Below are 25898 nucleotides of genomic sequence, written 5' to 3'. Positions count from 1 at the left end.
TACGCAAAGTCTCCAGACTTTGAGCTAATGTAATTAAAAAAACTATAAAATTTACTCCGAAGTCAGGAGCCGGGAATGGGCTGCTCAATCTGCCCGATCCGCGAGAGAAAATTCTTTAAACAGATTCTAAGTCTGCTGATATGAATAAGTTGATAAAAAAATAAAGAAAATCGTATGATCAATAAGATTATTGAGGTAGACAGCCTTATGCAGGATATTGCTGCAAAATATAGAGTTGAAACCGGAAATAATAAAAAGACAGAACACCTTTGGGAAGAAGAAACAATGGGTATAATGAAAGAGGCTGTGTTCATAAGAGATGATGCCTATTTTTATTTTTTAAGCGAATATGGAGGGTGTAATATTTATGGTGAGGGCTTTGATATAAGTATTTTTAGTTTTGACGACTGGCTGAATCCGAGTCTTCTTACTTCCCCGTTACTTAATGATGCTGATGTATATGTATTGGCAGATCTGAGATATGACAATAATGATGAGGTTATTTTTTATGGGTACCACGCTGAACAGGAGAATGAAAATTTAATATGGTTTTCCAGTGAATTAGAATCTGGGTATCAGCCTGTTTATAAAGATTTCATCGAATTTTTAAAATATATTTTAACCCTTGAAAATGAAGCACAATAGCATAAACGGTCTTATTTATCAGGAAGATTTTTTGAGTATTGAAGAAGAGGAATTAATCCTTTCGGAAATAGATCATGCCGTATGGGATACCCATCTGAAACGAAGGGTTCAGCATTATGGGTACCTGTATGATTATAAGAAAAAAAATATTAACCAGGATTTAAAAACAGGTGAATTACCCCATTGGCTTCTTTTACTGGAAAGAAAGATTCAGACGGATCTTAGCCTTGAAAACTCTTTTGATCAGGTTATTATCAATGAATATGAACCGGGGCAGGGCATATCCGGCCATATCGACTGTGTACCCTGTTTTAAAGATGTTATCATTTCCGTAAGCCTGTTGTCTTCCTGTGTCATGCAGTTTTCAAAAAACGAGGAACGACAGGAAATACTCTTACAGCCCCGAAGTATTCTGTTACTAAGCGGAGAGGCAAGATACAGCTGGAAACATGGTATAAAAGCCGTAAAAAATGATAAATGGCTAGACACGATAATTCCGCGGAAACGACGGGTATCTGTAACTTTCAGAAAAATAATACAGAGCTCTTGATTCAATCAGCAGGTTAAAATAATACGATGGAAAAATTATTAAAAAAATTAGTCTATTATGCGCTCCACAGTGCTACCGAAAGCGAAAAAGTAGGCAGCTGGCCACAACTGGAAGCGTCCAGAGGGTATTACAAAGTAAAGAACAATTTTGTAACCCTCGATAATCGTGAATTTCCGGATGAAACACCCAATCTGGATACATTTACCCTAAAACGCATTGCCAGACAAACTGATGTTCTGAGTGCGGATATGCTGCATTCAAGCATTGGGATTTATGTGAGTGATACCTTCAAAAACCTTGTGAAAAAGTATGATATTCTTAATTTCCGGTTTTATGACTGCCAGTTAGCCGTACCAGATCCCAGTTATAAAACTAAAAAAACAGAACAGCTTCCATTTAATTTTCTCCATTTAATAGACCGGAAAGACAATATTGATTTTACACAGTCGGTATTCTGGGATCTAAAGGAAGAAAAGCTCATTACAGTAGACCATGTAGAACAGCTGCCTATGTTTAACTTTAGGAGAAAGCTAGTGTTGAAAAAAGCACCCGATCTGTTCCGGGAGCCTTTCAGCATTGGAGTTTTGGTTTCCGAAAGGCTTAAAACCGCAATGGAAGAAGCCGGAATTACAGGCATTTGGTTTGAAGAGTTTAACAATCCTGCAAACCCCGAACTTTTTATTGAAGAATAGTGGATTGGAAATAAAAATGAATAATACTTATGATAATAGAAAAACTAAAGGCCTGTCCGCTGCGCAAAGTCTCCTGACTTTGAGCTGGTATAATAAATCTCTGTAAGTCATGCTCCGAAGTTACAACCTTCGGATAACTGGGGATTTTTAATAAATATATTACAGAATTATGTTTAAAATAAAGTTTAATAAAACAACGGAATTAGGGAAAATAGATGTAGAAGACACCTCTGTTGGTGAAGCAATTTGGTCCATATATCCTAATGATGATGAAACTGTAATGATAACTTTTGGGAATTATCTCATTTATTTAGATAAAAGAGGAGATATAGCTGGTATGTACAATGACATTATACATATGCTTAAATGCTTGAATGAAAATAATAGTGAATTTTTAACGAGTTTTTTAAGCAGTGGTTTTACCGTATATTGGAATTTCAAAAAAGAAAAAAATTCAATTACGATTACTCCTACATGGTTTTCTGCTGGACTGAAACATATAGAAACAAATTTATTTGTACAAAATGTTAGAGAGGTTAATTTTCCGATAAATGTTAATACTGATGTCTTTATATCTGAGTGGCATAAATTTCTAAAAAATATAAAAGATGATCTATTAAAAGTCGGATATACCGAAGATTTGGAAAATTTTGAATATTTGAAAAACTTGAAACCCTAAAAACCATACAAAAGGATTCAAAAAAACTTCCGGTTTTGAGCCAGTGCAATAAAAAAGCTTGTGAGATATGCTCCGAAGTCAGGAGACTTCGGAGAGCTGGTAAAAAATAATTTGTAGGGTAGCACAGAAACTTTTTGGTTTAATAAAAAAGTTTAAACAGCTTTATTTAAATAAGGTTGACAATCGTTTTAATTTCCTCTGAATTTATAACCTTCAAGGATTTGCAAATTGGTATTTACGGCAGCTGAAGGACCGGTCTTTTGTGCAGTTATCTTACCTGCACTGTAAGTGATCGTCATCGTACCGAATGTATCTCCGAACACGAGCGTGTTAGTTCCCTCTCCGGTCATCGTAATATTGTTGGCAACAAAAGTATTTCCTGAGTGAGTCCAGTTTGGGTTTACTTTAAATCCTCTTCGCTCAGAAAAAGTAACCTCAGCATAGATCACTGCCGAATTACTGTTTCCAAATGAAAAATTGGTCAGAAAATCGAATTTTACAATGGTTCCAAATCCAATACCGGTTACAACATCTACCGGAGCTCCGTTTACCGCCAGAAGATAGCCACCGTCAAAATAATAGCTGCCACTATTATCTACTCCGGTAAATTGTCTTACCATCACGCCGCTTTTATCTATCATCACAGGAGACAGCTCTCTTTTTGCAGCTAAGACAGTGGATTCGGATGATTCCATATTCCTTGCACGGATGGGGGCAGTTCCGGAGGCACCTATAACATCTAATTTGGCGGTAGGTATGGCATTATTGATTCCAATTCTGTTATTGACAGCATCCACATTCAATGTGGTTCCGTCTATGGTAAAGTGACTGGTTCCGGTGGTTGCTGTACTGGTAAAAGCCAGTGTTTTTTCTGCCTGGGAGACGGTTCTGTCAGAGAGCAGCGTGCCATTATCTTTATACAGGTTGATGTCCGTGATTATTTGCCATACAGCGCCATCAAAATAGTAATAATTATTAGCCGCTGTAATGTTAATTCGTTGGCCTGTAGCTGTTCCTCCGGAAATATCTGTAATGAATATCAACGCTCCTTTTTGCTGCACACCATAGGTTGCGGTATTGTTAGTCAATTCCAAACGGGTCATGCGCGGGGCCTGAAAGCCTATCAATTGGTTGTAATCTACAATAGTTCCGGAAACATCTCTTTTGGCATTAATATCAAATGTTGTCTGGGGAGTAGAAGTATTGATTCCCACTTGAGAATATGCAAAACTTAAATTTAGCAAAGCACAAATCGATATAATATTTTTTTTCATGTTTTTATATTTTGAGACAAAGTAACATCCAGTTGAATGTAAAAAACAAGAAAATACTGTAATAGAAAACGGTATTTTTCGCGAATAATATTTTTTATTATGCGTTATTTAGTTGAGAAAATACATCTGATTATCAATGTGTTGTGAATAAAATTGAAGACGATTTCAGAAATTATTACATGATTTTTTTGGTTATTTTTTTTATTGTTCTATTTTAACGTAACCAATTTTCAGATATTATGAAATTCATCCTGTCTTTGTTTTTTCTTTTTTATGTTTTCTATGTTACCTGTTCGCAGATTAAGCCGGAACAGTTTGCTTTGCAAAAAAAAATTGAGACCACAATTACAGCTATAAATACTGAAAATTCTGATAAAGCACTTGTTGATTTAAAAAAGCTAAAAGAAAAAAGCATAAAGTCTGACTATGATAAAGGAGCTTTGGAATGCATCTATAAGATCATTGATCTCTATGAAGTATCAAAATTAGACTACAAATCGGCTATAAAAGAAGCTGAAATTGGAGAAAAGATCGCAAGAAAAACCAACAATTATAAAGCATTAGCTGATATGTGCCACTACAAGGCTATTCAGTATAAAATGCTCGGGTTTTATGAATATGCTCAGCAATTGTATCTGCAGGCGCTTACTCTTAGTGATAAAATTGAAAACCTGAATGAAAGAAGCTTAACAAAATCTCAGATATATGGAAATATTTCTTCCAATTATGAAAACGCCTTAGGTCCGGATCTTCAGAAAGCGACAGAATTCATGATAAAGAGCATAAAAGAATCAGAAAAAATTAAGCCTGCCAATAAAAACGAATTCCTGAGAAAAAGACATTTGGACGCCCAAAATTTTCGTGGTTTAGGATATATGTATGATATGAGAAACCAGGTAGATTCTGCAGAATATTTCTATCTGAAAGCTTATGAAATGTACGAGGGTATTGATTTTTCAGCTTATGAAAGAAAGGAGATTTTAGCGGATTTAGGACAGCTTTATTTGTCGACAGGAAAGCCGGAAAAAGCGATTACGTATGCAAAACGCAGTCTGCTGTCCCAAAATCCAGATACAAACCTGGCTCTGCAAACGACGGCTTATGAAATACTTTATCAATCCTATATGAATCTCGGAAAAATAGATTCGTCAAAGTATTATTCAAACCTTTTCACCAAGCTTAACGATAGTCTGTTGATCCTCAATGAAAAAAAAGCCAACCAAACCTTCCAGAATCTATCTGAAAAGACCAAAGAAAAATACAATACGGATCTGCTACGGGTAATATGGGCATCATTAGTAGTTTTGGCTGCTATTAGTCTTGTTTATTGGTATTTCTATAGGCAAAAACAATCAAAAGCATTGCTACTCATTGAAAAACTAAAAAAACAAAAAGCAACAGCCTCATCAAAAATAATGAATGATGAAGGGGCAGAAACTGCAATGGCGGATGAAACAACAGAAGTATTATTAAAAAAGCTGAAAAAATTCGAAGAATCTAAAAATTTTCTCAATTCCAATATCAGCGTGGCTTCCTTATCGACCGATTTGAACACCAATACTAAATACCTTTCGCAAATCATTAATATATACAAGAAAAAGAACTTCAATAACTATATTAATGCACTGCGAATTGACTACATCATGCAGGAATTGTACGATAATCCTAAAATCAGAAAATATAAAATAGCCGTATTGGCTGAGATGTCAGGTTTTGCATCCCGAGAGGTTTTCACTTCTATTTTCAAAAAAGAAACCGATATGCCTCCTTCATATTTCATTAAAAATCTGGAGAAAGAAACAAGGGAAGCAAAGAGTGCTGATGGAATCTAATTCCTTTGAGGTAAGGCTGCCCCATGTTATTTCCCTATAATTAAGGAAAGTATTTACTATTTAATAGTTTTGAAAACAACAAAAAAATTCTATATCTGTTTCTTCAAATACGATTCCTGTGAGTTTTTCTTCTTCTATTTTTTGCCTGAGTTTTTCAGAAACATATTTTAATCCGGAAAAAGGAAACTGAAGCATATCGGAAGGATAATTCAATGCCAGCGTTACAGGGATTAACTCAAAAGCAAAGCCTTGTTCTTTCCTCAACAGCCTTCCTTTCTCTTTATAGTCTTCGAATGATAAAACAGAAACCTTCTCTCCTCCGCTTCTCATAGCAGGAGCTGAATGATCAGCAACGAATGTGGAGCGATTAAAATCGACAATGTCAGATGTTCTGGTAAAATCTAAAAAATAATAATCTAATGGACTTTCATGAAAAAAAACGATTGCTCCATAAGATCTAATATTACTTGTGATTAATGATTTCAATATTTCATTGAATTTATTACTTACAAAAAATCCCTGTGATGCAAAAAATAAGCTGCTCATTAAGTCTGTAATTTTTGCATTATGATCTGCTTTAAACTTATGCATATCTATTCCTTCCGGAATATACGTCAAGCCTTTATACTGATATTGATCTGTTCTTTCAACACTGTTATTTTCAGGATCAATAAAACCATTGATCTGGCTATCTGAATGCCTGGGTAATTGTCCGGTTATTTGGGAATCAATAGAGTAACTGATTTTGTAAAACTTTATTTTCTTCATCCTGTTGATCTGAAAAATTTTAAATATTAATTTTTGGTGCTGGATTATTCCTTCTGTTAGTGCCAATGTTCCGCTTAGCCTGGGAATTATCATCGAGTACCAACCAAAGCTTCTCTTGAACATGAGGACTTATTGATCAATATAAAATTCTATATCTGTTTCTTCAAATACGATTCCGGTGAGCTTTTCTTCTTCTATTTTCTGCTTTAATTTTTCGGATATTAAAGTCATTCCAAAAGGAAATTTCACAAGATCTGATCTATAATTTAAGACGATCTTTGTTGGTATGAGTGAATAGCCAAACCCTTTTTCATTCCATACCTGAGAAGACTTTAGAACATAATCATTGTTTGAAGTTACCGCTACAATATCTCCTCCCGATCTAAGTGCCGGAGAAAGTCTGTCTGCGATAAAAGTTGACTTCGGAAAGTTGACAATATCAATGGTTTCAATTACACTGAGAATAAAATAAGGGTACCTTTCGTTCCTGAAAGTGACTATTGAGTCCAGAAAAATAATATGATGAAAAGTAAAATCCTCAATTATTTTTTTGAATTTTCCACTTATCATATAATAACTTGAAAAGAAATTACTGCTCAGAATATCTGTCACTTTTGCCTTTTCATCAGCTTTGAATTTTGTGAAATCCATAGAAGAATCTATATGGTTTAATCCTATATAGGAATAATTTTTAGTTCTTTCCGGACTGTTATTCTCAGGGTCAATAAAATTAATAATCTGGGCCTCTCTGGTCCCGGTTATTTTCTTATCAACCGAGTAATTCATTTTATAATAATTTACTTTTTCCATACTGATCATTCAAAAAAATTAACTGATTAATTTCCAGAGGATTTTCAGACTTTAAGTCAGCTTCAGGAATTTTTCTCTGCTGGTGCAAACGTCTCGCTTGTATCTAAAAAACTACGAACAAATGAGGCAGAGGCCCGTATCAGTCTGATTTATGACTGTTCAAAAACAACTTCAGTATCTAACTGCCTGAACAGAAAACCAGTTAAATGACTTTCTTCAATCGCATTTTTAACCTTTTCATTGCAGATTAAGCCAATACCAAAAGCAGGGGTAATATCGAAATATTCTTTCAGCTTTAATGTTTTAAGAACAATATCCCATCCTTCTTTCTCTGCATCCAGCTTTCTACCCTTCATTTTATAATCCTCAAAATCCTCAATCGGAATTATTTCACCGTATAGCTTTTCAATAGTTTGATACTCAATAAATACAGATGCTTTCCAATCTATTTTACTTTTGCCACCTATTTCATACCACAGGAAATTATAGCTGTGCTTTTTATCCTGTTCGTAAATGGAAACCGGATAAATAGTACCGTTAATCCTAAAAGAGTCAAAAACAGATTTTGCCCTTTCGCTGATGAAAATTCCGGAGGTAATGTTTACAAAGTTATTGGTGACAATATCTGTGAGTTTGGTACCTTTCTGAAAAAGAAAATTATTCAGATCCGGGATATCGTCTTCAGATTTCCATTGACGTATTATTCCCCACTGTGAAGCCCTTGCTTCATGAAAATTAATTTTTAAACCTTTTACCTGAGGGTATTTACCTGTAACCGGCAAATCTGCATTGATGACAATCTCGAAATATTTCATAAGTTATTTGTTTTTCAGGGTATTTAAAATGTTATAATTGATAATAATGATACCACGCGAAGGATTCGTGTGGCGGCAGGGATATTAATATCTTAGCTGAAAGCCTTTGATAATATTTCTATATTCTCTTTTATTTTTACTTTCTGTATACTCTTAATATCCTCATCTCCACCAAGAACTAAAGCTGGGACAAATGTTAAACACTCGTCTATTTCTACGGGTCCATATTTTTCTAATGCTGGAATTTCTATCAATCCATATGCCTCCGTCTCTGTATGGTATTTATTTCCTGCCAATGTTGTAAAAAATAAAGTGAACTCATAATCAACATATTTATATTCTTCTGTATGAATATTATAGAAAGCAAGACAAACTTCATCATCTACTTCGCCAATTAAATAAAAGTTTCCCATAGCAGTCTTTGCAAATGGCATAATAGACTGATCTCTTAATTTTGGAAATTTCTTTAACTGGATTTCATAATCCATGGGATTTATAAAAGAGAAAAAGCCTCCTTTAAAAATAGATACTCCATAATGTTCCAGGTATTCTAAAAGAATATGGTTGTCCTCGAAATTACTCAATTGTTCAGAAAAAACAGTTTTTAATTTTAAGATATCTATTTTACCAATTATTTCAGGCTCCCCTAATACGTTAATAAAACTTTGATGTATCATTTTCTACTACTTTATAGTGTTACGCTAATTGAATGTCTTTTTTAAGTCTGCTGCACAGAGTCTTCTGACTTTAAGCCAATACACTCAACAAATTTTGTAATGTATGCTCCCAAGTCAGGAGATTTCGGAGAGCGGCGAGCTTTCTTATTTAATCTAACCGATATTTTTTATCTTCCTTTGGGGGTAATGGGTATTTTAAATAGTCTAAGGAATATTTCTCTTTTTGAGCTAACTCATTTTGTATTTCTCCAAGCCGTAGTGCATATTTAAAAATTAACTCCTTATCAGTATCCTTAAAATCAATTTCCACAAAAGGTACACCTTCTTTAAGTTCTGCATAGGCACAGATTGGTGTGTTGTGTTGAGTATTAAACCAATGGGTGAACTGTATTACGGCAATGTCTGCATAAAAAGCGTTGCTTATTTTCATTGTTTCCTGTTTTTTAATTCCCGATCCCGGTATTGTTCAGGGTTGATAAAGATAGATTTAAAAAGTAAATTCTTCAACAGGAATAAACTCAAAACCTTTCAGACCCAGATTCATCATTTTATTTTTTAAATTTTCACTTACAAAAACCCTGTCCTTTAATCCCCTGACTCTGAAAATGTTTTCAGTGATATTATTTTTAAAAAATAATCTTTTAATCCGTCTTACTTTTTTATCACTTAGCATAAACAGTTCAGATTTTTCATCATCTATACAGTCAATTTCCTGATTCACTTTGGTTAAGTAAATAGGTAATGGTTCATCAGTGTCCTTCCTATATATCACTGTAGAAATAAAGCTAAGGTCTTCACCACATTCACTTTTAAAAAATGACATGGCTTTATAAGAAATTCCAAATCCTCCGAGGGAAATATAATCTGTTATATTTTCACCTGTATAATAAGTTCTGGATATTTTGGGAGTTTTTCCTTGTGACAGCAATTCTAATGAACCTTGCTGTTCAATATTAACATAAATGTCATTTTCATTAATTTCATGTCTCAGTAAATAATAATTCATATTTTTCAGTAAAAAATAGTCATGATATTCTCAACGCATTTCCTTCCGGTCAGGCTTTTCTTTGCTTAATGAATTTCTTATTGCGCAAAGTCTCCCGCCTTTGATCCAATATAATCAATAAATTTTGTAATGTATACTCCGAAGTCAGGAGACATCGGAGAGCCGGGAACATTGAGATTTCTACATTTTTGAAATTAAACATCAAGTTTGTAGATAAATTCTTCAATTTCCGCCTGCCGGGCATTGGCAAAACCTTTGTCAGTACCAATTTTTACAAAGCCACATTTTTCAAGAACCTTCTGTGAGCCTATATTGTCAAAGGCTACACGTCCAAAAATAGGTCTTGTTTTTTCAATCTTAAGGAAATCTTTTAATGCCGTTGTGGCTACACCTTTTCCCCAGAAAGCTTTATCAATCCAGTAGGTGATTTCTGCATCGCCCTCCATGACAAACTTTGCTATGCTTCCAGCGATAACAGTATCGGCAAAAATAGTTTGGTTGTTAACGGTTGGATCTTTCAGTAATTGGGTATATTTGGTTAGATAGGTTTCTTTATTGGCAGAGTCCTTTGAAGTAAATGCTGCCAGATGACAGGCTCCATCATCAATCTGGAACTGATAAAGAATATCTAAATCAGCAACTGTTGTTGGCCTGAGTTTTATTTCATGTTGGCTGTCGCTCATCTTAATGGTTGATTAGTTGATCTTCAAATATAATTAAATATTATGATCAGGGCCTATGTTTCAGGTGTCGTGTTTTATTAAAAGGGTAAGAGCGTGTTTATAATATTAGGAATCACACGAAAGGATTCGTGCGGTAGCGGAGATAAAATATTTGATTCCCGAAATCAGCTGATTTGATCTAGAATATTTTTAGGTATATAATCCGTTGGATTTCCATATTTTCCTGTCCAGGTTTTGTCCGGCAGGTATGTTTCTATGTCAATATCGTGGAATGTACTGATGTATTCTTTTGTATCAAAATCTATAAAAAATGTAATTCCATAATATTCTTTTCTGAAATTTTCAATGATACTTTTTACTTCTGATATTGAAATCTGATCTTCTGAAATGGACATGAAAAAGGAGTGTATTTTGTCATCAGTTACATTTAATGCCCCATTTCTGAAATTCTGACGGGAAATATCCTGTAATATAGACGGGCTGTATTTTGCATAATTCAAGATCCACCATGCAATTGGCATGATATAGAACTGATATTTCTCCTGATGTTTGATGCATCCCAGTATATAATTTTCATCTAATCTTTGTTTTATGCTTTTCATAGAATTTAATTGATGATTGTTCAAATTTTATAATTTCTTTTATTGGTCTGTCCTTGCTAATACTTATATTTTGTAAAACTTAATAAAAATTTTTGAGCATCTTCCATCAGCTGGTCATCATTTCCTGTGATTCGTACAGCAGCGGAGTAGTGGGTTTATCCCAAAAATATCTTTGTAATCAATTAAGCCCTCCAGAAACTCAGTAAAAGAAGGTGCGAGAAATTCTAATTCTACAGGAGAATAATAAGCATATATGGAACCATAATTCTGTTCCTGCAAAGACATACAGATATTACCTCCTCTAATTCTGCCTATATTAAAATAACCATCATCAAGAATACCACCGGTAAATTCGTTGTGTTCTGAAAAGTTTGATTTTCCATATTTTAAAGAGTAAATTTCAAATACATTGATATCATCGTCATATTCTCCAAAGAAAATATCGTTAGATTCAAAATAAGTACCATTGCTTTTCAGCAAAAAATCTTTATAATCTTTTGGAAATATTTTCCCTGTTTGATTGGTGAGTTCACTGATTTCGTTTTCAGTAATAAGTTTATTTTTAATTTTTATATCTATCATTTTAAATGTACTGCTCTTTTATTTTGCTACAAAGTCTCATTCAATTATTTATAATATTTTTTCCTTTCCTCAAAAGAAGTGTTCCATTGAGGATGTTGTATCAGATACTCATGATCACTTATATCTTCATACTCCAGAGAATAGATAAAGCCTTTCTCATGCAGATACGCTGCAAATTCTTTCAGCTCTTTTTCTCCTTCTTCAAAAGAGCCTCTATAGGCCATACTTATTAAATAATCTTCTTCTACATCTTCTATCAGCATATCCGAGAGATAGATATAAATTTCCCAGTATTTATTTTCAATCGTTACATTACCATACCCATCATCATGGAAATTGATCTTCTCTATATTTTTAAAATGAGGAACGATTAATTCTTCTATTTTTTTAAATGAAGTTCCCGGTATAGTACCATTTAAAGTGAGGTTGAATTCAAAATTATTATTTTCCATATTTCCTAAAATATTTAAAATCTCTTTGGTCATCTTGCATTAATAAAACGATCCAATAACTGTTCTTTATTCATCCTTATTCCATGGTTTATAATACCAGACCCCTTCTAAAAACAGCATATATCTGCCTGGCTGATATTCTCCGTAGGAAAACAGGTATATCAATTTATTTCTTATGAGATAATGAACATCCAGTCCTTCTTCAGATGTATATATTTCATGATGGCTGTTAATAAGGTTAAATTTACTTTCTTCAATGACCTTATCAAAACTTTCAGCATCTATTTCTTTTTTTAGTGCTCTTAACGGACTGTTGTAAAAATCTGTTACGGTGGCTTTTTGATCATCGGCGTTAAAAACCTTCTGTAAACATTCTCCTTCATCTCCGTCAAATAATTTTTGTTTGGTTTGGCGAAAGTCAGCTATATTTTTATCATCTTCAGGAGGAAAAGGATACGATTCCAATGGTAAGAACTGTTCTCTTTTCCCCGCCAAATGATTCTGGATACTTCCCAATTCGTAAGTGTACTCAAAAATTAACTGAAATGGAGTTTCTTTAAAGTCTATTGTTACGAAAAGAGAGCCATCCAGTACTTCACTGGTATATTTAATATGGGTATTATTTTCTTTGTTGAACTTATAAGTAAATTGTATGACTGCTGCCCAGGCATACATTATTTTCTTTGCTTTCATTTTTTATATTTTATCTGCTTCCATTTATTTATATACAGGAATATCTTGTGTTACTTAAAATGCTGCATTTGCTCCTGAGAGTAGAAATTATCTGCAAAATCAAATAATTTATCGGTTAAGATTTCCAGTTTGTCATGCTTTTCAAGGCTATGGTGAATGCTTTTGTATAAAGAAAGTAATTCATGAAATGTAGGAATATCTTCTTTTTCCATGAGGCTTATTTTTTCCTGATTGATAAATTGAAAAACCTCCCAAAAGCTTTTCTTTAAAAGAGGAGTAACCTGGTATTTTTCAACAGGTGCTATCTTATCCGCCAAAAATTGTTCAGGGTGCTTTATAAGCCATGCACAATACAAATTGTTCTCATTGAACAGTAAAGATATATTTTCAGTTATTTGTAACTCCGTACATTGATTCTGACTGTTTAAAAAAATATCACCATATCCTAACAGGATGTTGCCGGAGGGTACACAGTACCTGTATTCAAATGGTTCCAGATCAAATGACAAGGGATATATGAGTTTAGGAATACCTACTATCTTTTTTGCATTTGTTACCAGATCCAGTTTATGATGAGGTTCTTTTTCCAGTTCGCTGTAACCGAAGTAAACAGAGGTGAGCAAATGGTCATCAGCATTAAACCTGAATGTATCGTTGTTTTCTGTAAATAACCAGCCTTTATCGCTTCCATTGGTTGTCAGTATTTCATGCTCTATTTCCTTAATGCTGTTAGAGGCTGTCAGAAGAATTTCCACATCATAGATCAGCACTCTGGGAATGGCGGATAATTGCTGCCCGGCAATAATCTCTATATCAACATGGTCTGTGAGTTTATACATCAGTTTATTTTCTTTTAGAAAGGAACATTTTAAAGCCTTATGGCTTTGGAGAATTGTTTTTTGTATTAATGATATAGGACTATCTCCATGAATTCATGGTATAATTTGAAAAATTGACTTTCATATCCTGTATTCTTTCTTCAAGGGCTTTAATGCCTGTATGTAAGTATTTTTCCCGTTCAGAATCGTTCAGCGTATATATAATATCAAATCCCGGGCTTGGATTGGGAATTGGAACTGATAATTGAATAGTATGGTTTTCCTCAAAAATATAATATTCCCATTCTTTTTCTTCTAATAGTTTTCTTTTATTCATGGATAAGTTTAAAAAATCAGATCAATTAAGTTTCCTGGTTATGGAGTTTAGTTATTTTCAAATATAATTAAATATCGTTATTAAAAAACAACTCTTTTAAATTTGGGAAGGTTTCGAATTCCGGAAATTAGACTATTTGATTGTCATAGATTGGAATGGGTTGTGTTTAAATGATTCAAATTATATGTAGAATTTTAGAATGCGTTTCTACCTGTTTCCGAACAAAATTGAATGCTGTTTTATAAATGCCACGGATGCACGAATAAAAAGGATTCGTGTATCCGTGGCGATAAAAAATTAATTCTCCCTCAGATTACGCAGATTTTCTACAAACATCCGCGTAACCTGAGGGATTCGTGGGAATAATGTATCCGCATATTTTATCGCTGATAAACTCTTGGAACATTCAGTTTGTAAATCCTTACGTTTTCCCGTATACATCACCCTGCTTCCGCTACTGAAAATTCCGTTTTTCCAGTAATCCGTCTTTATAGATTTCAGTGTAGATCAACTTTCCTTTTTTCCTTGTAATGATGATGGGTTCTCCGGTTTCTTCATTATATTTCTGCAGTAATTTATAACATTTCCACTCTCCAACGGGTAAGCCATTTTTATACTCTGCTTCCAGGTAAGTATAGGGATCTGTAAATTCCGGATATTGCTGTAAATCTATAAATCTGTTGGGTTTGAATTCTACCCATTTCCCTTCTCTGCTGTGGTTTTTCACCATGCCCTGTTCTTCATCATTTTTATAAAGACCATCCTGATCATAGTATCTGACCAATTTCCCGGAGGACAGAATCTGGTATTTTTGTAAAGGTTTTAAGGTAAAAGGACTTTCAGAAAATTCGTAATCCTGAAGGGAAATGATATGGTTTTTATCGATATTAAACAGGGTATGGTTAGCAAATCCCATTTCTCCTTCATGATGAAGGTATATTCTCTTCATATCGAGGGGCTTATTGTCCTTTGTTGAAATCAGATATATTTTTTCGATGAACGGTTCCGCGTAACGAACGGTATTATAAACCGCCATAAAGTACAGTGAATATTGTCCATAACAAATGAAATCAGAAGCGATTTTAATGCGGTCATATTTCTCATTGACCTCCTTGCTGAATGGCAGAAAAACATCATATTGTTCTGGAAGTATGATAAGATCTTTTTTGATGAGTGTTTCAAATTTTAAGGCATTGAGTTCCTTTAATTGATTTACATCCTGTAGGACAGGCAAAACAGCGTCAATGGTCATTCGTTTTGAAATATCTGAATATCCAAAGGGCAGCGTTATACAATCCGCTGTATTGGTGTTGAACGGAATTGATCTTTTACCTGGCGATTGTGGTTCTGTGTTGACTACTTTGTTTTCCGTTTGAGCCGTAGTGCAGCTGAAAAAAAGGAAAAACAAAATCGTAAAAGCGATATTAATTTTAGGCATATATATCTGATATTGGAGTGAAACCGTGAACATGCAAATGGTTATTATGTCGTGGAGTAGCGGTATGCGTGGTATGAGGCAGCCGTGTGGTGGCATTGTCTTCAGCACTGGTATTTGAGGTGTTGGAAAAATTTTCTGACCGGCCTGATTCAAACCCAAATTCATAGAGAAGATTCCGAAGCGTTACCTGGCTGTCATAATCAAAATTTTCTGCGGTAAGGACCGTATTTACGCCATCCTCCTGAGTCGTTAATAAATTCAGGTCTCCCGCTTCTCCATTCACATGTTCTGCACTGGGATAGCAGGATGCATCAGAATAGGAAAATCCCTGAGATACAATATAATGATTGTTTCCTGCCTGCCTGAACTGTGCTAATGCTCCCAGGAAACCGGAAAATAAATCCGGCTGAATGCTTCTTCTCCTGGTATGCTGGAATCCATACCGGATGATAACTCCATTCCGGTTATAATTGAATGCTTCAAAAATCTGCGGTCCTACACCTGCATTTCCTATAATATCCATATTGATCAGCTCTATTTCCCCCGGTTGATTGGCATACCATTTATCAGTGGCTCCATCACCAAGGGTTCCGTTGGAGTACACCAATAGCTGATGGGCATCTATACTTTCCCCGGCAGCTCTGTTCGCTGCGAAATCTATGGTCTCCAAAAGGTTTCCTCTCTGGGCCAGCGGTGGAACGGTATTCACTCTTCTTTTTCTGGTTACACTTGTTTTGGTTCTGGAACAGATTCTGTGTTCATTATCGTTTTGATCGTAATAAAAATAAACAATATCGGTAGAATGATTACTCACCACCTTCTGAATCCTCCTTCTTCTTTCCGGATTCGTAGTGATTAATGCTAAAGTATTGTACGTATTATCACCATGATGAATGTTGTATATCGTTTTATTCACCACTCTGAATCTTGCACTGTCATCATTCAGGAAAATACCGGCTCCGTTTACTTCTTCCTGCCCATCCTTATAGGCACAGGGATTATTGTCTGTTCTTTCCACTGCTACTTCCAGATTAATGCTGCCATCTGCGAGTCTTTCGGTCCATTCATCAAGAGTAGCTCTTGAATCAGGTCTGAGCTGCAGCTTAATAATAGCTTTATTGGTATGGTCTGTTAAATTAGCATAATGATCATGGTTGCCTGCTCTGTTGTTCAGGGCATCAAAATTTCCTATCTGTACGGTAAGCAGTCGTTGTGCTTCATATCGGTTGGGGGATATGAAACGCATTAGTTGTAATGGATCTGTATTTCCGGTTAGTGTATTGGCTGAAGGTTTTATCACTACATCTACACTCAGGTTGGCCATATTACTGGTTTCTATGACCAGATACACTGTTTTTCCTAATATAGCGTCGTATGGAATTGCCTGGTTAAGATGATCCTGCTGTACGTGGGCGGAATCAATTTTTGTGAAACTTACTCTTGTTCCCTCATTTGTGGTTACTTTTTGGGCAAAATAAACATCGGTGATACGCTGTAATGAATCATCGGGAGTATCCGGAGCCGATGGGCTATTCAGGGTTTGTGTCTGTCCGGAATCTGTTATGGTAATACGTGTCGCCATTTTAAAATTTTTCTTTTTTTAATACGGGAGTTATCCAAATAATAAAAATACACAGTCAGCATGGGGTAACCCTTTGCTGGGTTTTTCATCTGACCGGTCCTGCATTTCTTCAATCCATCCTGTTTTTTTATAATTCTTCATAGCTTATTTCTTTGATATGATAGATGATCTTTTTCTGGTAGTTTTCCCCCAGGGAAAATTCTATGGTAAGTTTATGCTCCAAAACTTCTTTGGTGGTAAAATCCAGTAACATCTGTCCTTTGTATTTGTCCAGTTTTGGAATATCTGTTTCACTATTATAAGCGATTTCCTTTCTTTTCATTTCTCCATAAAACATTTCCCAGTTTTTATCTGAAGGAATATTGCCGGTATACTGTAACAGTAATAATTCATCATCATAACGCATGGCTTCCAATTCTACCGTTTCGTCTATATCTATTATGGTATTGGCCATAAAATTACGGTAGCGTACACTATGCTTTGCCTGATTTTCCTTTTCATACGTTCCATAAAATTTATGGAGGATCATTCCGAAATGATTGTTTTTTAAAAAGTCTCTACTTACTAAATTTTCCTTTTGGTAAAAATCTTTTAAAAACCGATAAGTATCTTCTGCCTTTTTGCCAACATAGGACCGGGAGAGCTTTTCTACCGTTTTTTCCACTTTATCCTGAAGAACAGACAATGCCTGTATATTTTTTAAACGGCCATATTCGTCTGTTATGACCATCACTTCATCATTAATGTCTGCAATTCTGGCTAAGAAATCTTTTTCAGACAGTGACAGTTCTTTATCCCGGTGAACCCTGTCAAAAATTTCTAGATGGTATTCAAATTTTTCTTCTTCTAAACGCTTCAGCGTAACGTGAAAATTTTTATTGAGTTCGCTTCTGTGCGTTTTTCCATGAGTGGTGGTATATTCATTACAGGAATAGCTATAAAATTTCTTTCCTTCAGTAAGGTTTAATTGAATATCTATGGGAAATACTGGCTCCATAATTCTCTACTCCTTATTTTACTCAAAAACTACTTTTCCTCCGGAGGAAACCCACTGGTTTTTTTTGTTCCATGATCCGTCACAGTCCTGCTGCATTTGTTTAACTATTTTTGCTTTTTTTAAATCAATAATCGCACACGTGTAGTTTTCGTGGAGAGTACTGTCTTTATCGCTTTCGTGCACATAATCTTTGATGATGGCATCCACTACCACGTAATTGGCATTTGGGGAAAGGGCGGTAAAGAGCTCGCTTCCGGTTCCTTTGTATTTATTTCCCTTATCTATTTTTATTCGCTTCTTTTTATTAATAATATAGAGATTGTACCATAGCTTCATATCCTTGTTGTATGAAGCATAATACAGGGATACATTATTGTTTAAAGTAAGCAGGGTATCTTTCTTTACCGTTTTATTCTGCCCATCATGATTCCGGGGGGAGGCCATATTTCCACACGTAATTAAAATCACTGAAATCATCAGCAGGGTTGTCATTTTTTTCATGATAAGTTTGAATTATTTTTCATTTTTTCATACCGTTTATCCATATCGGTACCTCTTCTTTTGTTACCGTAATCATCAAGGATTTCCTGCTCATGGGTACTGTGCATATTTCCCCATTCGCCAGGATTTCTCGATATTTTTTCTAATTTTTCACCTTCTTTCCTGGTTTTGTTTTCTTTGTCTGTCTGGGCATCTTTTTTAGCAAAAAACCGGTTTAACGCAGCTCCGAAATCATCTTTTACATACCCCGGCCTGTTGATGTGATGATCCAGCGCAGTGGCTTTCCCTAATTTTGATTTTAAATAGTCTGACAGCTTATAGGAATGTCCTGTAGGTACTATAGGCATGACTACTTCTTTTAATCTCTTGATAAAATCCAGCACCTGCTTTTCTTGAAATGTTTTATCAATAACGGCATTCACGATTGGCTGCAGAGGTTTGGATTCTACTGCTTTTCCAAATAAAGATTCTTTACAGTTTTCCCTGATTTTAGTGGATAAGGTATTTCCTGTAATTTTTTCCGCTTTGGAGTCTGCCGGATCTTTATAATACAAAATCCCGGAGTCAACCGTCCATCCGCATGATACGAACAACTCTTCATATTTTTCAGGGTACTGGGCTTTAAATTCTTCAACCTGAGTGGTAAATTCGCCTTTTCCGGTATGATCCACTGTTTTCTGCATAGCCCCTGCGGTTAATATCATCTTTTCACCGGAAAGATCCCAGTCATACGACTGAACGGAATCCAGCTTGCCTTCATTTTCAGACATTCCCACTAAAATCGCTTTTTCTTCAGCGGTAATTTTGTTGTCTGAAATTAAAGTATCCCAGTCGGCATAGTTCTCAAGTTTCTTCGTGCCCCAGTAGGCGGGCCCATATTCACCACTGTACCGGGTACAGGTAATGGTGTATTTCTTTCCGCAGTCACAGTATCTGATCTCAAATCTTTCACTTTCCTTATTTAAAAACTCATGGGTATCATCAGGAAACTTGACTTCATCTTGTGTTTCTTTTACTTCGGCTTTGAAATATAAGAAAGCATTTAAATCATCTCTTTTGTTAAGTTTTTCGATCAGTTTATTTACATCTTCATCACTTTTTGGACGAAGCGATATTTCTTTGGAATAAACCAGTGTTCCGTTGATGTTGAATTCAATTTTACTTTTCTCTTCTTCTCCATCTAAAAATTTCACCGGATTTTGGAAGACGTTTTCAGCGTTTTCCAGTTTGTTTTCATGGATCTCGATAGAGAGTTTTCCGCTTGCTCCTTCACAATTGGCTACCACCCAGACTTTCTTTTTAATGGTGCTGCTGTTTATTCTCTCAAAATCAAAATCCGGAGTGCCGTCGGCTTTTTTCGCCTGTATTTCTTCTTCCCAGGTGATTTTCACCTCTTCTTGTGCGGCTAATCTTACAGAGTCTTCTTTATCGGCCTGGATGTTCCTTCTTCCTTTTTTTTGATACTTCTTTTTAACATCAGATACTAAGCCTCCTTTTTTTACAGGGTAAGTTTCTTCTTTGGTTTCCCATGTCATTTTAGGAACCTGTTTCGCAAAATATATTTTCACCACATTCACCTCATGATCCACCTGGTGCGGTACATCATAAACCTTTTGATTGGGGTTTACAGCATAATCATCTTTTTGTTGTTCGTCACTCATAACCTTTTATTTTGAGCTGATTAGTAAAAATCATCTGATTTATTATACTTTGTTTCCAAGTCTTTCTTCACTTTCAATTTTAATTCTGAAGGCAGATCTTTTAATCTAATGTTCAGATTATCATTAATTCTGCATTTTCCATCCTCACCACAATAGTATTGGATATGATACAGATACTTTTTGCGTTTATACAGTATGATGCAGGAGACTTTTGTATCATTATCCCAATTTCCGCAATACGTAAAAGGGATGAAAACAGCCTGATGTTTATTTACGGTATAACCGGATATGTTCTCTGCTTTTAAATTAATTAAGCCCGATTGTGCATCCGGATAATGATAAGCTATACTATCGCTGTAATTTTTATTTTTAACAACAGCACTGATCATTGTTACTGCGCCGTCAAACCTCTCTTTTTCCGCATTACAGGGATTAATTACTTTCACGGTCAGTTTACTGAGTCCTGTTCCGTCTTTAAAACTTTTATTGACAATTAATGAGTCCTGATAATACATTTTCAGACTGTCATGAACAGCATTCTGCCCACCAATCGAAATCAAGAAAAATAATATAAAACCAGTAACCAATTTTTTCATTTTTTGTAATAAACTGTTAATTCGTGATCTCCAGATTTTGTAAGTCAGCTGGTTAATTTTACAAATTTTTAAAAGATGTTTTTAGCCTGTAACTTATTAATTCATTCAAATTAATTCCTTTGATTGGAAGTGCAAAATTGTTTTTAATTGCATAAAACTCTTCTGGATAGTATATTCTTCTGACTTCAGGACCTAAATTTTTTAAATTAAATTTTTTATTTTTTAAATTTGTTTTAAAACCTTTTATATTTTCTTTCACATAGTTCAAATCTTCTGTATTTCTGAATTTTGGATAGCTGTAATAATTTCCATTTTTATCTTTGAATACATCATCATATTGGTATTTCTGATGAAAATAATGGTTATCTTTTTTATCCTCTGAGAGGTAAAGAATTACAGAATCTCTTTCTGAAAATGCAGGTTTTCCAATAAAATACAGTATTGATGCAGCGACAAAAAATGCCGTGCCACATAAAACAGTATAGGATAATCTATTCAATTTCGTTAGGGGAAGCATAAAATTCATAATATGCATTTAAAATATTTTACATCTATTTTTCACTTATTGTCCAAATAGCTTTTTTATCTTCTAGTTTTTTTTATATTTTTTTGCTTTATCTTAATGTTCTGTTTTTAGGAATGTCAACAATGTAATGTTCTCCATTGTATAATTTAGTTAATTTCAGCATCTGTTTGTAAATTATTTAATATTAAAAAATATTGATTTACCAGCAAAACTTATCTGACACTGCATATTCTGTACACTGATCAACAGTCTTCAGTTTGCCCTTAACAATTTTATTTTTATAAAGTTTTCTTTCTTTAGTATCACTTACTCCTGTTATCAGATATTTTCCTGTTTTGTCCCATCCATAGAAGGCGGCTTTATCGAAAAAGTCCGGAACAAATATAAATTTGCTTTCTTTTTCAGACCATCTGTAAAATTGATACATATCATTGTCTCTCATAGAGCTTGCAAGATCCAGAATAAGAAGATCTTCATATCCGTCTTCATCAATATCCATAACTGTTATAAAATTCAGATTACCATTCCTGAAATCAACTTTATCATAACCGATATAATCATTTTCTATAAATCCGCTATTCTTATAATAATTATAAGTATAATAATATGAATTGTAATTGATAACTTGCGAATGTTGAAACTCAACAGTTCCTTCTATACATTCATATGCAGACTTAGGTAAAAAGCTTGTACCTTCCTCTATTTCGGGAATGGTATAATGCTTTCCTCTTAACAGATCTTCAGACCTAGAGAGTAGCAATCGAATGTCTATCTTTTTTTTATTTGCTTCCAATGGAATGGTTACTACATACTTTAATGGAACTCCCAATGTATCTATATTTTTTGGTGTACTTTGTTTCTTGGAAGGTGTGGGAGATAGTATTTTACCCTCAATCTCCGTAGAATCAATTTTTGCTATATGGATATCTTCATTGTTTGAGATATTTTTAGGCTGATTTCTTACACAGGAAATCAACAGAATTAGTATTAAAATATATTTTTTCATTCAGTTATATTGCTAATCTTTTCAACATAATAAATTTTTATCCCTTTGTATTCTTCATGATTTTTAAAAGTTGCATTCCCATTACTATCAATATCCTTTACATAATGTCCACCATTATATAGTTTTATGAATTCAGCATCCAACAAGGATTTAACAGCAGAATTGTCTGCTTTTTGTGGCATATATTTATTTAAAGATGAAAGTTCTGGAATGGTTGTTGGGCACCACTTATAGGTAAGGTTTCCTTCTTTTTGTTCAGTTGGTTTTACCAAATAATTGCTGCTTTTTAATAATTTTTCCAAATGTTTTTTAGCTGCCTCTAACTTATCCGATATCTTTTTATCCATCTTTATGGATAAATTTTCCTTCCAGTTCCAAATATAGTTGGGGTTCTTATTGAGTTTTGTAATGTAATCTTGGTCTTTCTTTTCTCTTTTTTCATAAGTAAAATCTATTTGGCATATTCCCCATCCGTCTGGTTCTCCATAATTTGGAATACCTTTGCTTTCAAATACTCTTCCGGAGGGACCATATACAGCTTCTTTTCTCTTTTCTCCTTTTCCTACAAACTCAGGATCCCAGAATTGTCTTACAACAGGATAAAATTCGCTACCTGACTCGTGAAGAATCATCCTGTATACTGGCCAATATTTTAAATATCCCTTATCGCTCATATATTTTTTTACAACTTCTTTTGTAGGATTTTTTCCTCTTATATAAAATTGGAAATAACTTAAAATAGAAGTTTTTGCTTCATTCCATATTTCTACAGTTGCAGTACCTCCTCTAAATAGCCCACGAAAGTCAACATCATATTTAGTTTTTCCTTTTTCGGCAATCATAAATGCATTCCCCCCGTCAGATTTTGCTGGAAAGTAATCAACATCATTTCTATCGTAATCTGTTTTGATTGCCTTAAACTTAAATTCCGTCTTTAATCTAAACCGCAAACTTTTATGGACACAATCTTTTCCTATATAAACCTCAATTCTTATTTTAGGCATTGCAGGTTCAGGTGAAATAAAAACAAAAGATTCAGGATCTATTTTCACATCATTATAAAAGACAGAAACGGTGTAAACATTATCCTCCGGTGTTAAAATCCTATCCACTTTCGGAATCGGTGAAGCAACAGCCACATTAAAATCAGGAGTACAATTGATGTAAGATTCCTTTACCAGAACGGTCTGTTCCTGTATGCTGGAGGTTCCCAGGCTCTGCCATGGACTTAATTTGATCACGCTCATGCAGGGTGGGGGAGACATGTTTTGGGCAGGCCATTTCGGGTGTCCGCAGGTTCCTTTAAACTGAAGGTTCACCATGTTGTTTCCATCGCCTTTTGTGGCAAATAATTTATCCTGAAGATTTATTTCGTTGGAGGTAACTTTCAGTTCTCCGGGCGCCTGAGCATAAGGACAGCTCAGTTTGGCTCCATGCATTACCATCTCTCTCTTTTCTGATGGAGAATCTTCGCTGGATTTTTTCTGCCGTTCCGCTCTTTTTTCAGAAAGCTTCCGGTCATGCGCTGAAGTCTTTTGCTCTTCCATGTATTCATATTTTGGATTTGGATTCAATTGCTATAGCCGTTAACAATTGAAAATTTACTTTCATCAGCTGAAACAGGCTTAGCCTTTACTTACTTTAACGTCTTTTCCTCCCTGGAATACGGCCAGTGTGGTTCCTCTCAGTTTTAAATCGCCTTTAGAGGTCTGTATGTCAGTTTCTCCGGCAATGCTTTTGAATTTATTACCCGTGCTTTCTGTCTGATCTTTTCTTACGGTAACACTTTTGTTTTCCGAGGTCTGGGTATATCTTTTGGTGATGGATTCGGTGTGATCGTTGCCAATATTGATGGTGCTGTCCTGTCCGATCTTGGTGGTCATATTCCTGCCCACTGAAATATGCATGTCTTCTCCGGCTATAAAGGTCATATTCTTTGGTGCAGTTACCTGAATATTGCCCTGGCCATCCATAAAATAGGTGTTTCCGCTTGGGTCTTTAATGGTTACACTTTTGTCTGCATCATTCATTAATACCCTGATCCCACTTCTGGTCTGTATAGATTTCAGATGATTGTCCACACCTCCGCCCAGGCCTACCTGCCCATGGAACATTCCGCCCATGGCAAACGGAAAATCGGGATTGTGGTATTCAAACCCTACCATTACCTGATCGCCAATCTCCGGAACGGCTACAAAACCTCTGTTTTGGGTGATGGCATCTGTTCCGCCTGCATCGGGGCTCATCATTCGGATAAAGTGGGTGGTATCATTCAGCTGCCAGTCAAACCGTACCTGTATTCTTCCCTGGTTCAGTGGATCTACGTTTGATATTACTGTGGCCACCTGTGGTTCTGCATTGGGCATTTCAAAATTGGGTTTGGGCATAAAGCCGGTTCCTTCAGCGATGGCTTCAAAGGTTCCTGTATAATAGCCTCTTGCATCCACCTCGTGACTCACCTCTGTGATCATTAAGGTGGTAAAATGTGAGGTTTCATTGCTGTCCGTTTTTCTCATGGCCAAATCTGCAACACAACCAATATATAAGAACGGAACTGTTGTCTGCCCAGTAACGGTAAAAACCTCTACGGCTTTACTTCCTCTAGCGCTTTTCTGGGAATCATCCACATCAAGGAACATATTAGCATTAACGGGAGTAGGGGTCAGAGAGCGGGTGGTGAAAATGGTGTCATTTAGTTCATAGGCTTTGGAAGATAACTCTCCCAAATGCTGTATACGGTCATCGGAACCCACCATTTTGGTATGGCTGCTGCTGTTATAGCCAAAGTATTCCGGTTTGGTGTGAACCGCTTTCAGCTCAACAACCACATCATTTACATTGCTTCCATACGTCAGCTGGATAGGTTTTTCAGAAGAGGGGAGCTTTCCGAAATGAAGGATTTCGCCGTCATAATAAAACTGCTCTCCGTAGGCTTCTGCAATCCTTGTAAGGTAATTGTAATGGGTTTCGTTGTATTGGGAACTGTAGCTGATATAGCTTTTATTCTGGGTATCTACCCTGAAATCAAATTTATTAGTCCCTAGGGTCTCTTTGATAATCCGGCTGGCAATAATGTTGGTATTCACCTCCTGGCTTCCTCCGAAACTCTGGGTATGCGGGGCGGCATCCATCAGAATTGTGGGGCTCATCCCTTTCAGGATAATATTTCCCAGGCTCATTTTTTCCTGACTGAATGCTACTTTGGTAATGAGGCCCACAAATGTTCTTTCGGGGCTTTCATGTTCTGCATCTTTATATTTGAAAACAATGGTGATTCTTTTTCCTAAAAACTTCTGGGCCTGTGCAAGGTTGTGGTTCTGCACTTCACCCAAAGAGTCATGAGCCAATACCAGTTCAAAATTATGGTGCTTTCTTGCACTCTGCTGTAAACGAAAGTGTTTAAAGTGATTGATAGCTTTGCCCTCAACCACAATGTCCAGTTTTACCACCCGGTTGATACCCGAAATGTGGTTTTCTGAAACTTTATCAGAATTTGAGGTGTTTTTCATAATATTTTGTGCGTTTTTTTGGTATTATGTCACCTAAGTTAGATAAAAAATAGGTTGTTTAATATTAAATTACATTAAATCTGTGAAATTGTAGTAGAACTACGATTGAGGGGAAATGTGGGGGGAATATGCCTTTGTGATGGCTTGCTTTGAGTAGTGGCTCCGAA

At 35.3% G+C, this 25898-nt stretch carries 29 protein-coding genes; 5 read left to right on the top strand and 24 right to left on the bottom strand.

Features of this window, described 5'->3' with window-relative positions; all coding sequences use genetic code 11:
* Positions 1 to 174: 174 nt before the first annotated feature.
* The 4 genes from FW768_RS06495 to FW768_RS06480 all read left to right on the top strand — a co-directional run bounded on the left by FW768_RS06495 (position 175) and on the right by FW768_RS06480 (position 2566).
* Positions 175 to 645 (top strand): hypothetical protein, encoded by a 471-nt coding sequence (locus FW768_RS06495; protein WP_153393845.1) that lies wholly within the window; start codon positions 175 to 177, stop codon positions 643 to 645.
* On the top strand, positions 632 to 1195 hold the full coding sequence (locus FW768_RS06490) for an alpha-ketoglutarate-dependent dioxygenase AlkB (protein ID WP_153393843.1): 564 nt from the start codon (positions 632 to 634) through the stop codon (positions 1193 to 1195). Before FW768_RS06495 ends, FW768_RS06490 begins: the two co-directional genes overlap by 14 nt.
* Before the next feature lie 26 nt (positions 1196 to 1221).
* Positions 1222 to 1887 carry an imm11 family protein gene (locus tag FW768_RS06485; protein ID WP_153393841.1) on the top strand — a complete coding sequence of 222 codons (666 nt, stop codon included), beginning with the start codon at positions 1222 to 1224 and terminating at the stop codon, positions 1885 to 1887.
* A gap of 169 nt (positions 1888 to 2056) precedes the next feature.
* The gene (locus tag FW768_RS06480; RefSeq protein ID WP_153393839.1) at positions 2057 to 2566 is read left to right on the top strand and encodes a hypothetical protein; all 510 of its coding nucleotides are present in this window, start codon (positions 2057 to 2059) and stop codon (positions 2564 to 2566) included.
* Between the two features lie 188 nt (positions 2567 to 2754).
* Here the strand turns inward: FW768_RS06480 and FW768_RS06475 are convergent, their stop codons facing one another.
* On the bottom strand, positions 2755 to 3840 hold the full coding sequence (locus FW768_RS06475; protein ID WP_153393837.1) for a hypothetical protein: 1086 nt from the start codon (positions 3838 to 3840) through the stop codon (positions 2755 to 2757).
* Positions 3841 to 4079: 239 nt separating this feature from the next.
* Here FW768_RS06475 and FW768_RS06470 point away from each other — a divergent pair, with 239 nt between their 5' ends.
* Entirely contained in the window at positions 4080 to 5672 is a 1593-nt protein-coding gene (locus FW768_RS06470) for a helix-turn-helix domain-containing protein (RefSeq protein WP_153393835.1), read from the top strand.
* 60 nt (positions 5673 to 5732) lie between these two features.
* Here FW768_RS06470 and FW768_RS06465 read toward each other — a convergent pair whose 3' ends face one another.
* The 23 genes from FW768_RS06465 to FW768_RS06355 all read right to left on the bottom strand — a co-directional run bounded on the left by FW768_RS06465 (position 5733) and on the right by FW768_RS06355 (position 25731).
* Positions 5733 to 6440, bottom strand: a complete 708-nt coding sequence (locus FW768_RS06465) for a hypothetical protein (RefSeq protein WP_153393833.1) — start codon at positions 6438 to 6440, stop codon at positions 5733 to 5735.
* Between the two features lie 129 nt (positions 6441 to 6569).
* Complete coding sequence (locus tag FW768_RS06460) at positions 6570 to 7226, bottom strand: hypothetical protein (protein WP_153393831.1); 657 nt, start codon at positions 7224 to 7226, stop codon at positions 6570 to 6572.
* Positions 7227 to 7399: 173 nt separating this feature from the next.
* Complete coding sequence (locus tag FW768_RS06455) at positions 7400 to 8065, bottom strand: hypothetical protein (RefSeq protein ID WP_153393829.1); 666 nt, start codon at positions 8063 to 8065, stop codon at positions 7400 to 7402.
* A 92-nt stretch (positions 8066 to 8157) separates the two neighbouring features.
* The gene (locus FW768_RS06450) at positions 8158 to 8742 is read right to left on the bottom strand and encodes a T6SS immunity protein Tdi1 domain-containing protein (protein WP_153393827.1); all 585 of its coding nucleotides are present in this window, start codon (positions 8740 to 8742) and stop codon (positions 8158 to 8160) included.
* A 148-nt stretch (positions 8743 to 8890) separates the two neighbouring features.
* Positions 8891 to 9172: a hypothetical protein gene (locus FW768_RS06445; RefSeq protein ID WP_153393825.1), complete on the bottom strand. Its 282-nt coding sequence runs from the start codon at positions 9170 to 9172 to the stop codon at positions 8891 to 8893.
* A 57-nt stretch (positions 9173 to 9229) separates the two neighbouring features.
* Entirely contained in the window at positions 9230 to 9748 is a 519-nt protein-coding gene (locus tag FW768_RS06440; RefSeq protein ID WP_153393823.1) for an imm11 family protein, read from the bottom strand.
* A 194-nt stretch (positions 9749 to 9942) separates the two neighbouring features.
* Positions 9943 to 10431 (bottom strand): GNAT family N-acetyltransferase, encoded by a 489-nt coding sequence (locus tag FW768_RS06435; protein ID WP_153393821.1) that lies wholly within the window; start codon positions 10429 to 10431, stop codon positions 9943 to 9945.
* A gap of 164 nt (positions 10432 to 10595) precedes the next feature.
* Positions 10596 to 11033, bottom strand: coding sequence for a hypothetical protein (locus FW768_RS06430; RefSeq protein ID WP_153393819.1), 438 nt, complete (start codon positions 11031 to 11033; stop codon positions 10596 to 10598).
* A 117-nt stretch (positions 11034 to 11150) separates the two neighbouring features.
* Positions 11151 to 11615, bottom strand: coding sequence for an SMI1/KNR4 family protein (locus tag FW768_RS06425; RefSeq protein WP_153393817.1), 465 nt, complete (start codon positions 11613 to 11615; stop codon positions 11151 to 11153).
* A gap of 44 nt (positions 11616 to 11659) precedes the next feature.
* On the bottom strand, positions 11660 to 12067 hold the full coding sequence (locus FW768_RS06420) for a hypothetical protein (protein ID WP_185151947.1): 408 nt from the start codon (positions 12065 to 12067) through the stop codon (positions 11660 to 11662).
* Between the two features lie 66 nt (positions 12068 to 12133).
* Positions 12134 to 12760: a hypothetical protein gene (locus FW768_RS06415; RefSeq protein ID WP_153393813.1), complete on the bottom strand. Its 627-nt coding sequence runs from the start codon at positions 12758 to 12760 to the stop codon at positions 12134 to 12136.
* A gap of 50 nt (positions 12761 to 12810) precedes the next feature.
* Complete coding sequence (locus tag FW768_RS06410) at positions 12811 to 13599, bottom strand: hypothetical protein (protein WP_153393811.1); 789 nt, start codon at positions 13597 to 13599, stop codon at positions 12811 to 12813.
* A 79-nt stretch (positions 13600 to 13678) separates the two neighbouring features.
* Positions 13679 to 13915 (bottom strand): hypothetical protein, encoded by a 237-nt coding sequence (locus FW768_RS06405; protein ID WP_153393809.1) that lies wholly within the window; start codon positions 13913 to 13915, stop codon positions 13679 to 13681.
* 454 nt (positions 13916 to 14369) lie between these two features.
* Positions 14370 to 15353, bottom strand: a complete 984-nt coding sequence (locus tag FW768_RS06400; RefSeq protein ID WP_153393807.1) for a hypothetical protein — start codon at positions 15351 to 15353, stop codon at positions 14370 to 14372.
* A complete protein-coding gene (locus FW768_RS06395) occupies positions 15346 to 16935 on the bottom strand; it encodes a hypothetical protein (protein WP_153393805.1) in 1590 nt (529 codons plus the stop codon). Before FW768_RS06395 ends, FW768_RS06400 begins: the two co-directional genes overlap by 8 nt.
* A gap of 127 nt (positions 16936 to 17062) precedes the next feature.
* Positions 17063 to 17932 carry a hypothetical protein gene (locus FW768_RS06390; RefSeq protein WP_153393803.1) on the bottom strand — a complete coding sequence of 290 codons (870 nt, stop codon included), beginning with the start codon at positions 17930 to 17932 and terminating at the stop codon, positions 17063 to 17065.
* Between the two features lie 18 nt (positions 17933 to 17950).
* Positions 17951 to 18433, bottom strand: coding sequence for a hypothetical protein (locus FW768_RS06385; protein ID WP_153393801.1), 483 nt, complete (start codon positions 18431 to 18433; stop codon positions 17951 to 17953).
* Positions 18430 to 20094 (bottom strand): hypothetical protein, encoded by a 1665-nt coding sequence (locus FW768_RS06380; RefSeq protein ID WP_153393800.1) that lies wholly within the window; start codon positions 20092 to 20094, stop codon positions 18430 to 18432. The genes FW768_RS06385 and FW768_RS06380 overlap by 4 nt, the downstream gene beginning before the upstream one ends.
* Before the next feature lie 20 nt (positions 20095 to 20114).
* Complete coding sequence (locus FW768_RS06375; protein WP_153393798.1) at positions 20115 to 20690, bottom strand: hypothetical protein; 576 nt, start codon at positions 20688 to 20690, stop codon at positions 20115 to 20117.
* A 58-nt stretch (positions 20691 to 20748) separates the two neighbouring features.
* Positions 20749 to 21216, bottom strand: coding sequence for a hypothetical protein (locus tag FW768_RS06370; protein ID WP_153393796.1), 468 nt, complete (start codon positions 21214 to 21216; stop codon positions 20749 to 20751).
* Positions 21217 to 21415: 199 nt separating this feature from the next.
* The gene (locus tag FW768_RS06365; protein ID WP_153393794.1) at positions 21416 to 22222 is read right to left on the bottom strand and encodes a hypothetical protein; all 807 of its coding nucleotides are present in this window, start codon (positions 22220 to 22222) and stop codon (positions 21416 to 21418) included.
* A complete protein-coding gene (locus FW768_RS06360) occupies positions 22219 to 23661 on the bottom strand; it encodes a PAAR-like protein (RefSeq protein ID WP_231128794.1) in 1443 nt (480 codons plus the stop codon). The genes FW768_RS06365 and FW768_RS06360 overlap by 4 nt, the downstream gene beginning before the upstream one ends.
* A gap of 186 nt (positions 23662 to 23847) precedes the next feature.
* A complete protein-coding gene (locus FW768_RS06355) occupies positions 23848 to 25731 on the bottom strand; it encodes a type VI secretion system Vgr family protein (protein WP_153393790.1) in 1884 nt (627 codons plus the stop codon).
* Positions 25732 to 25898 lie beyond the last annotated feature (167 nt).

Source organism: Chryseobacterium vaccae, from assembly GCF_009602705.1.
Classification (GTDB): domain Bacteria; phylum Bacteroidota; class Bacteroidia; order Flavobacteriales; family Weeksellaceae; genus Chryseobacterium; species Chryseobacterium vaccae.
This window is presented reverse-complemented; position numbering and strand designations above follow the sequence as displayed.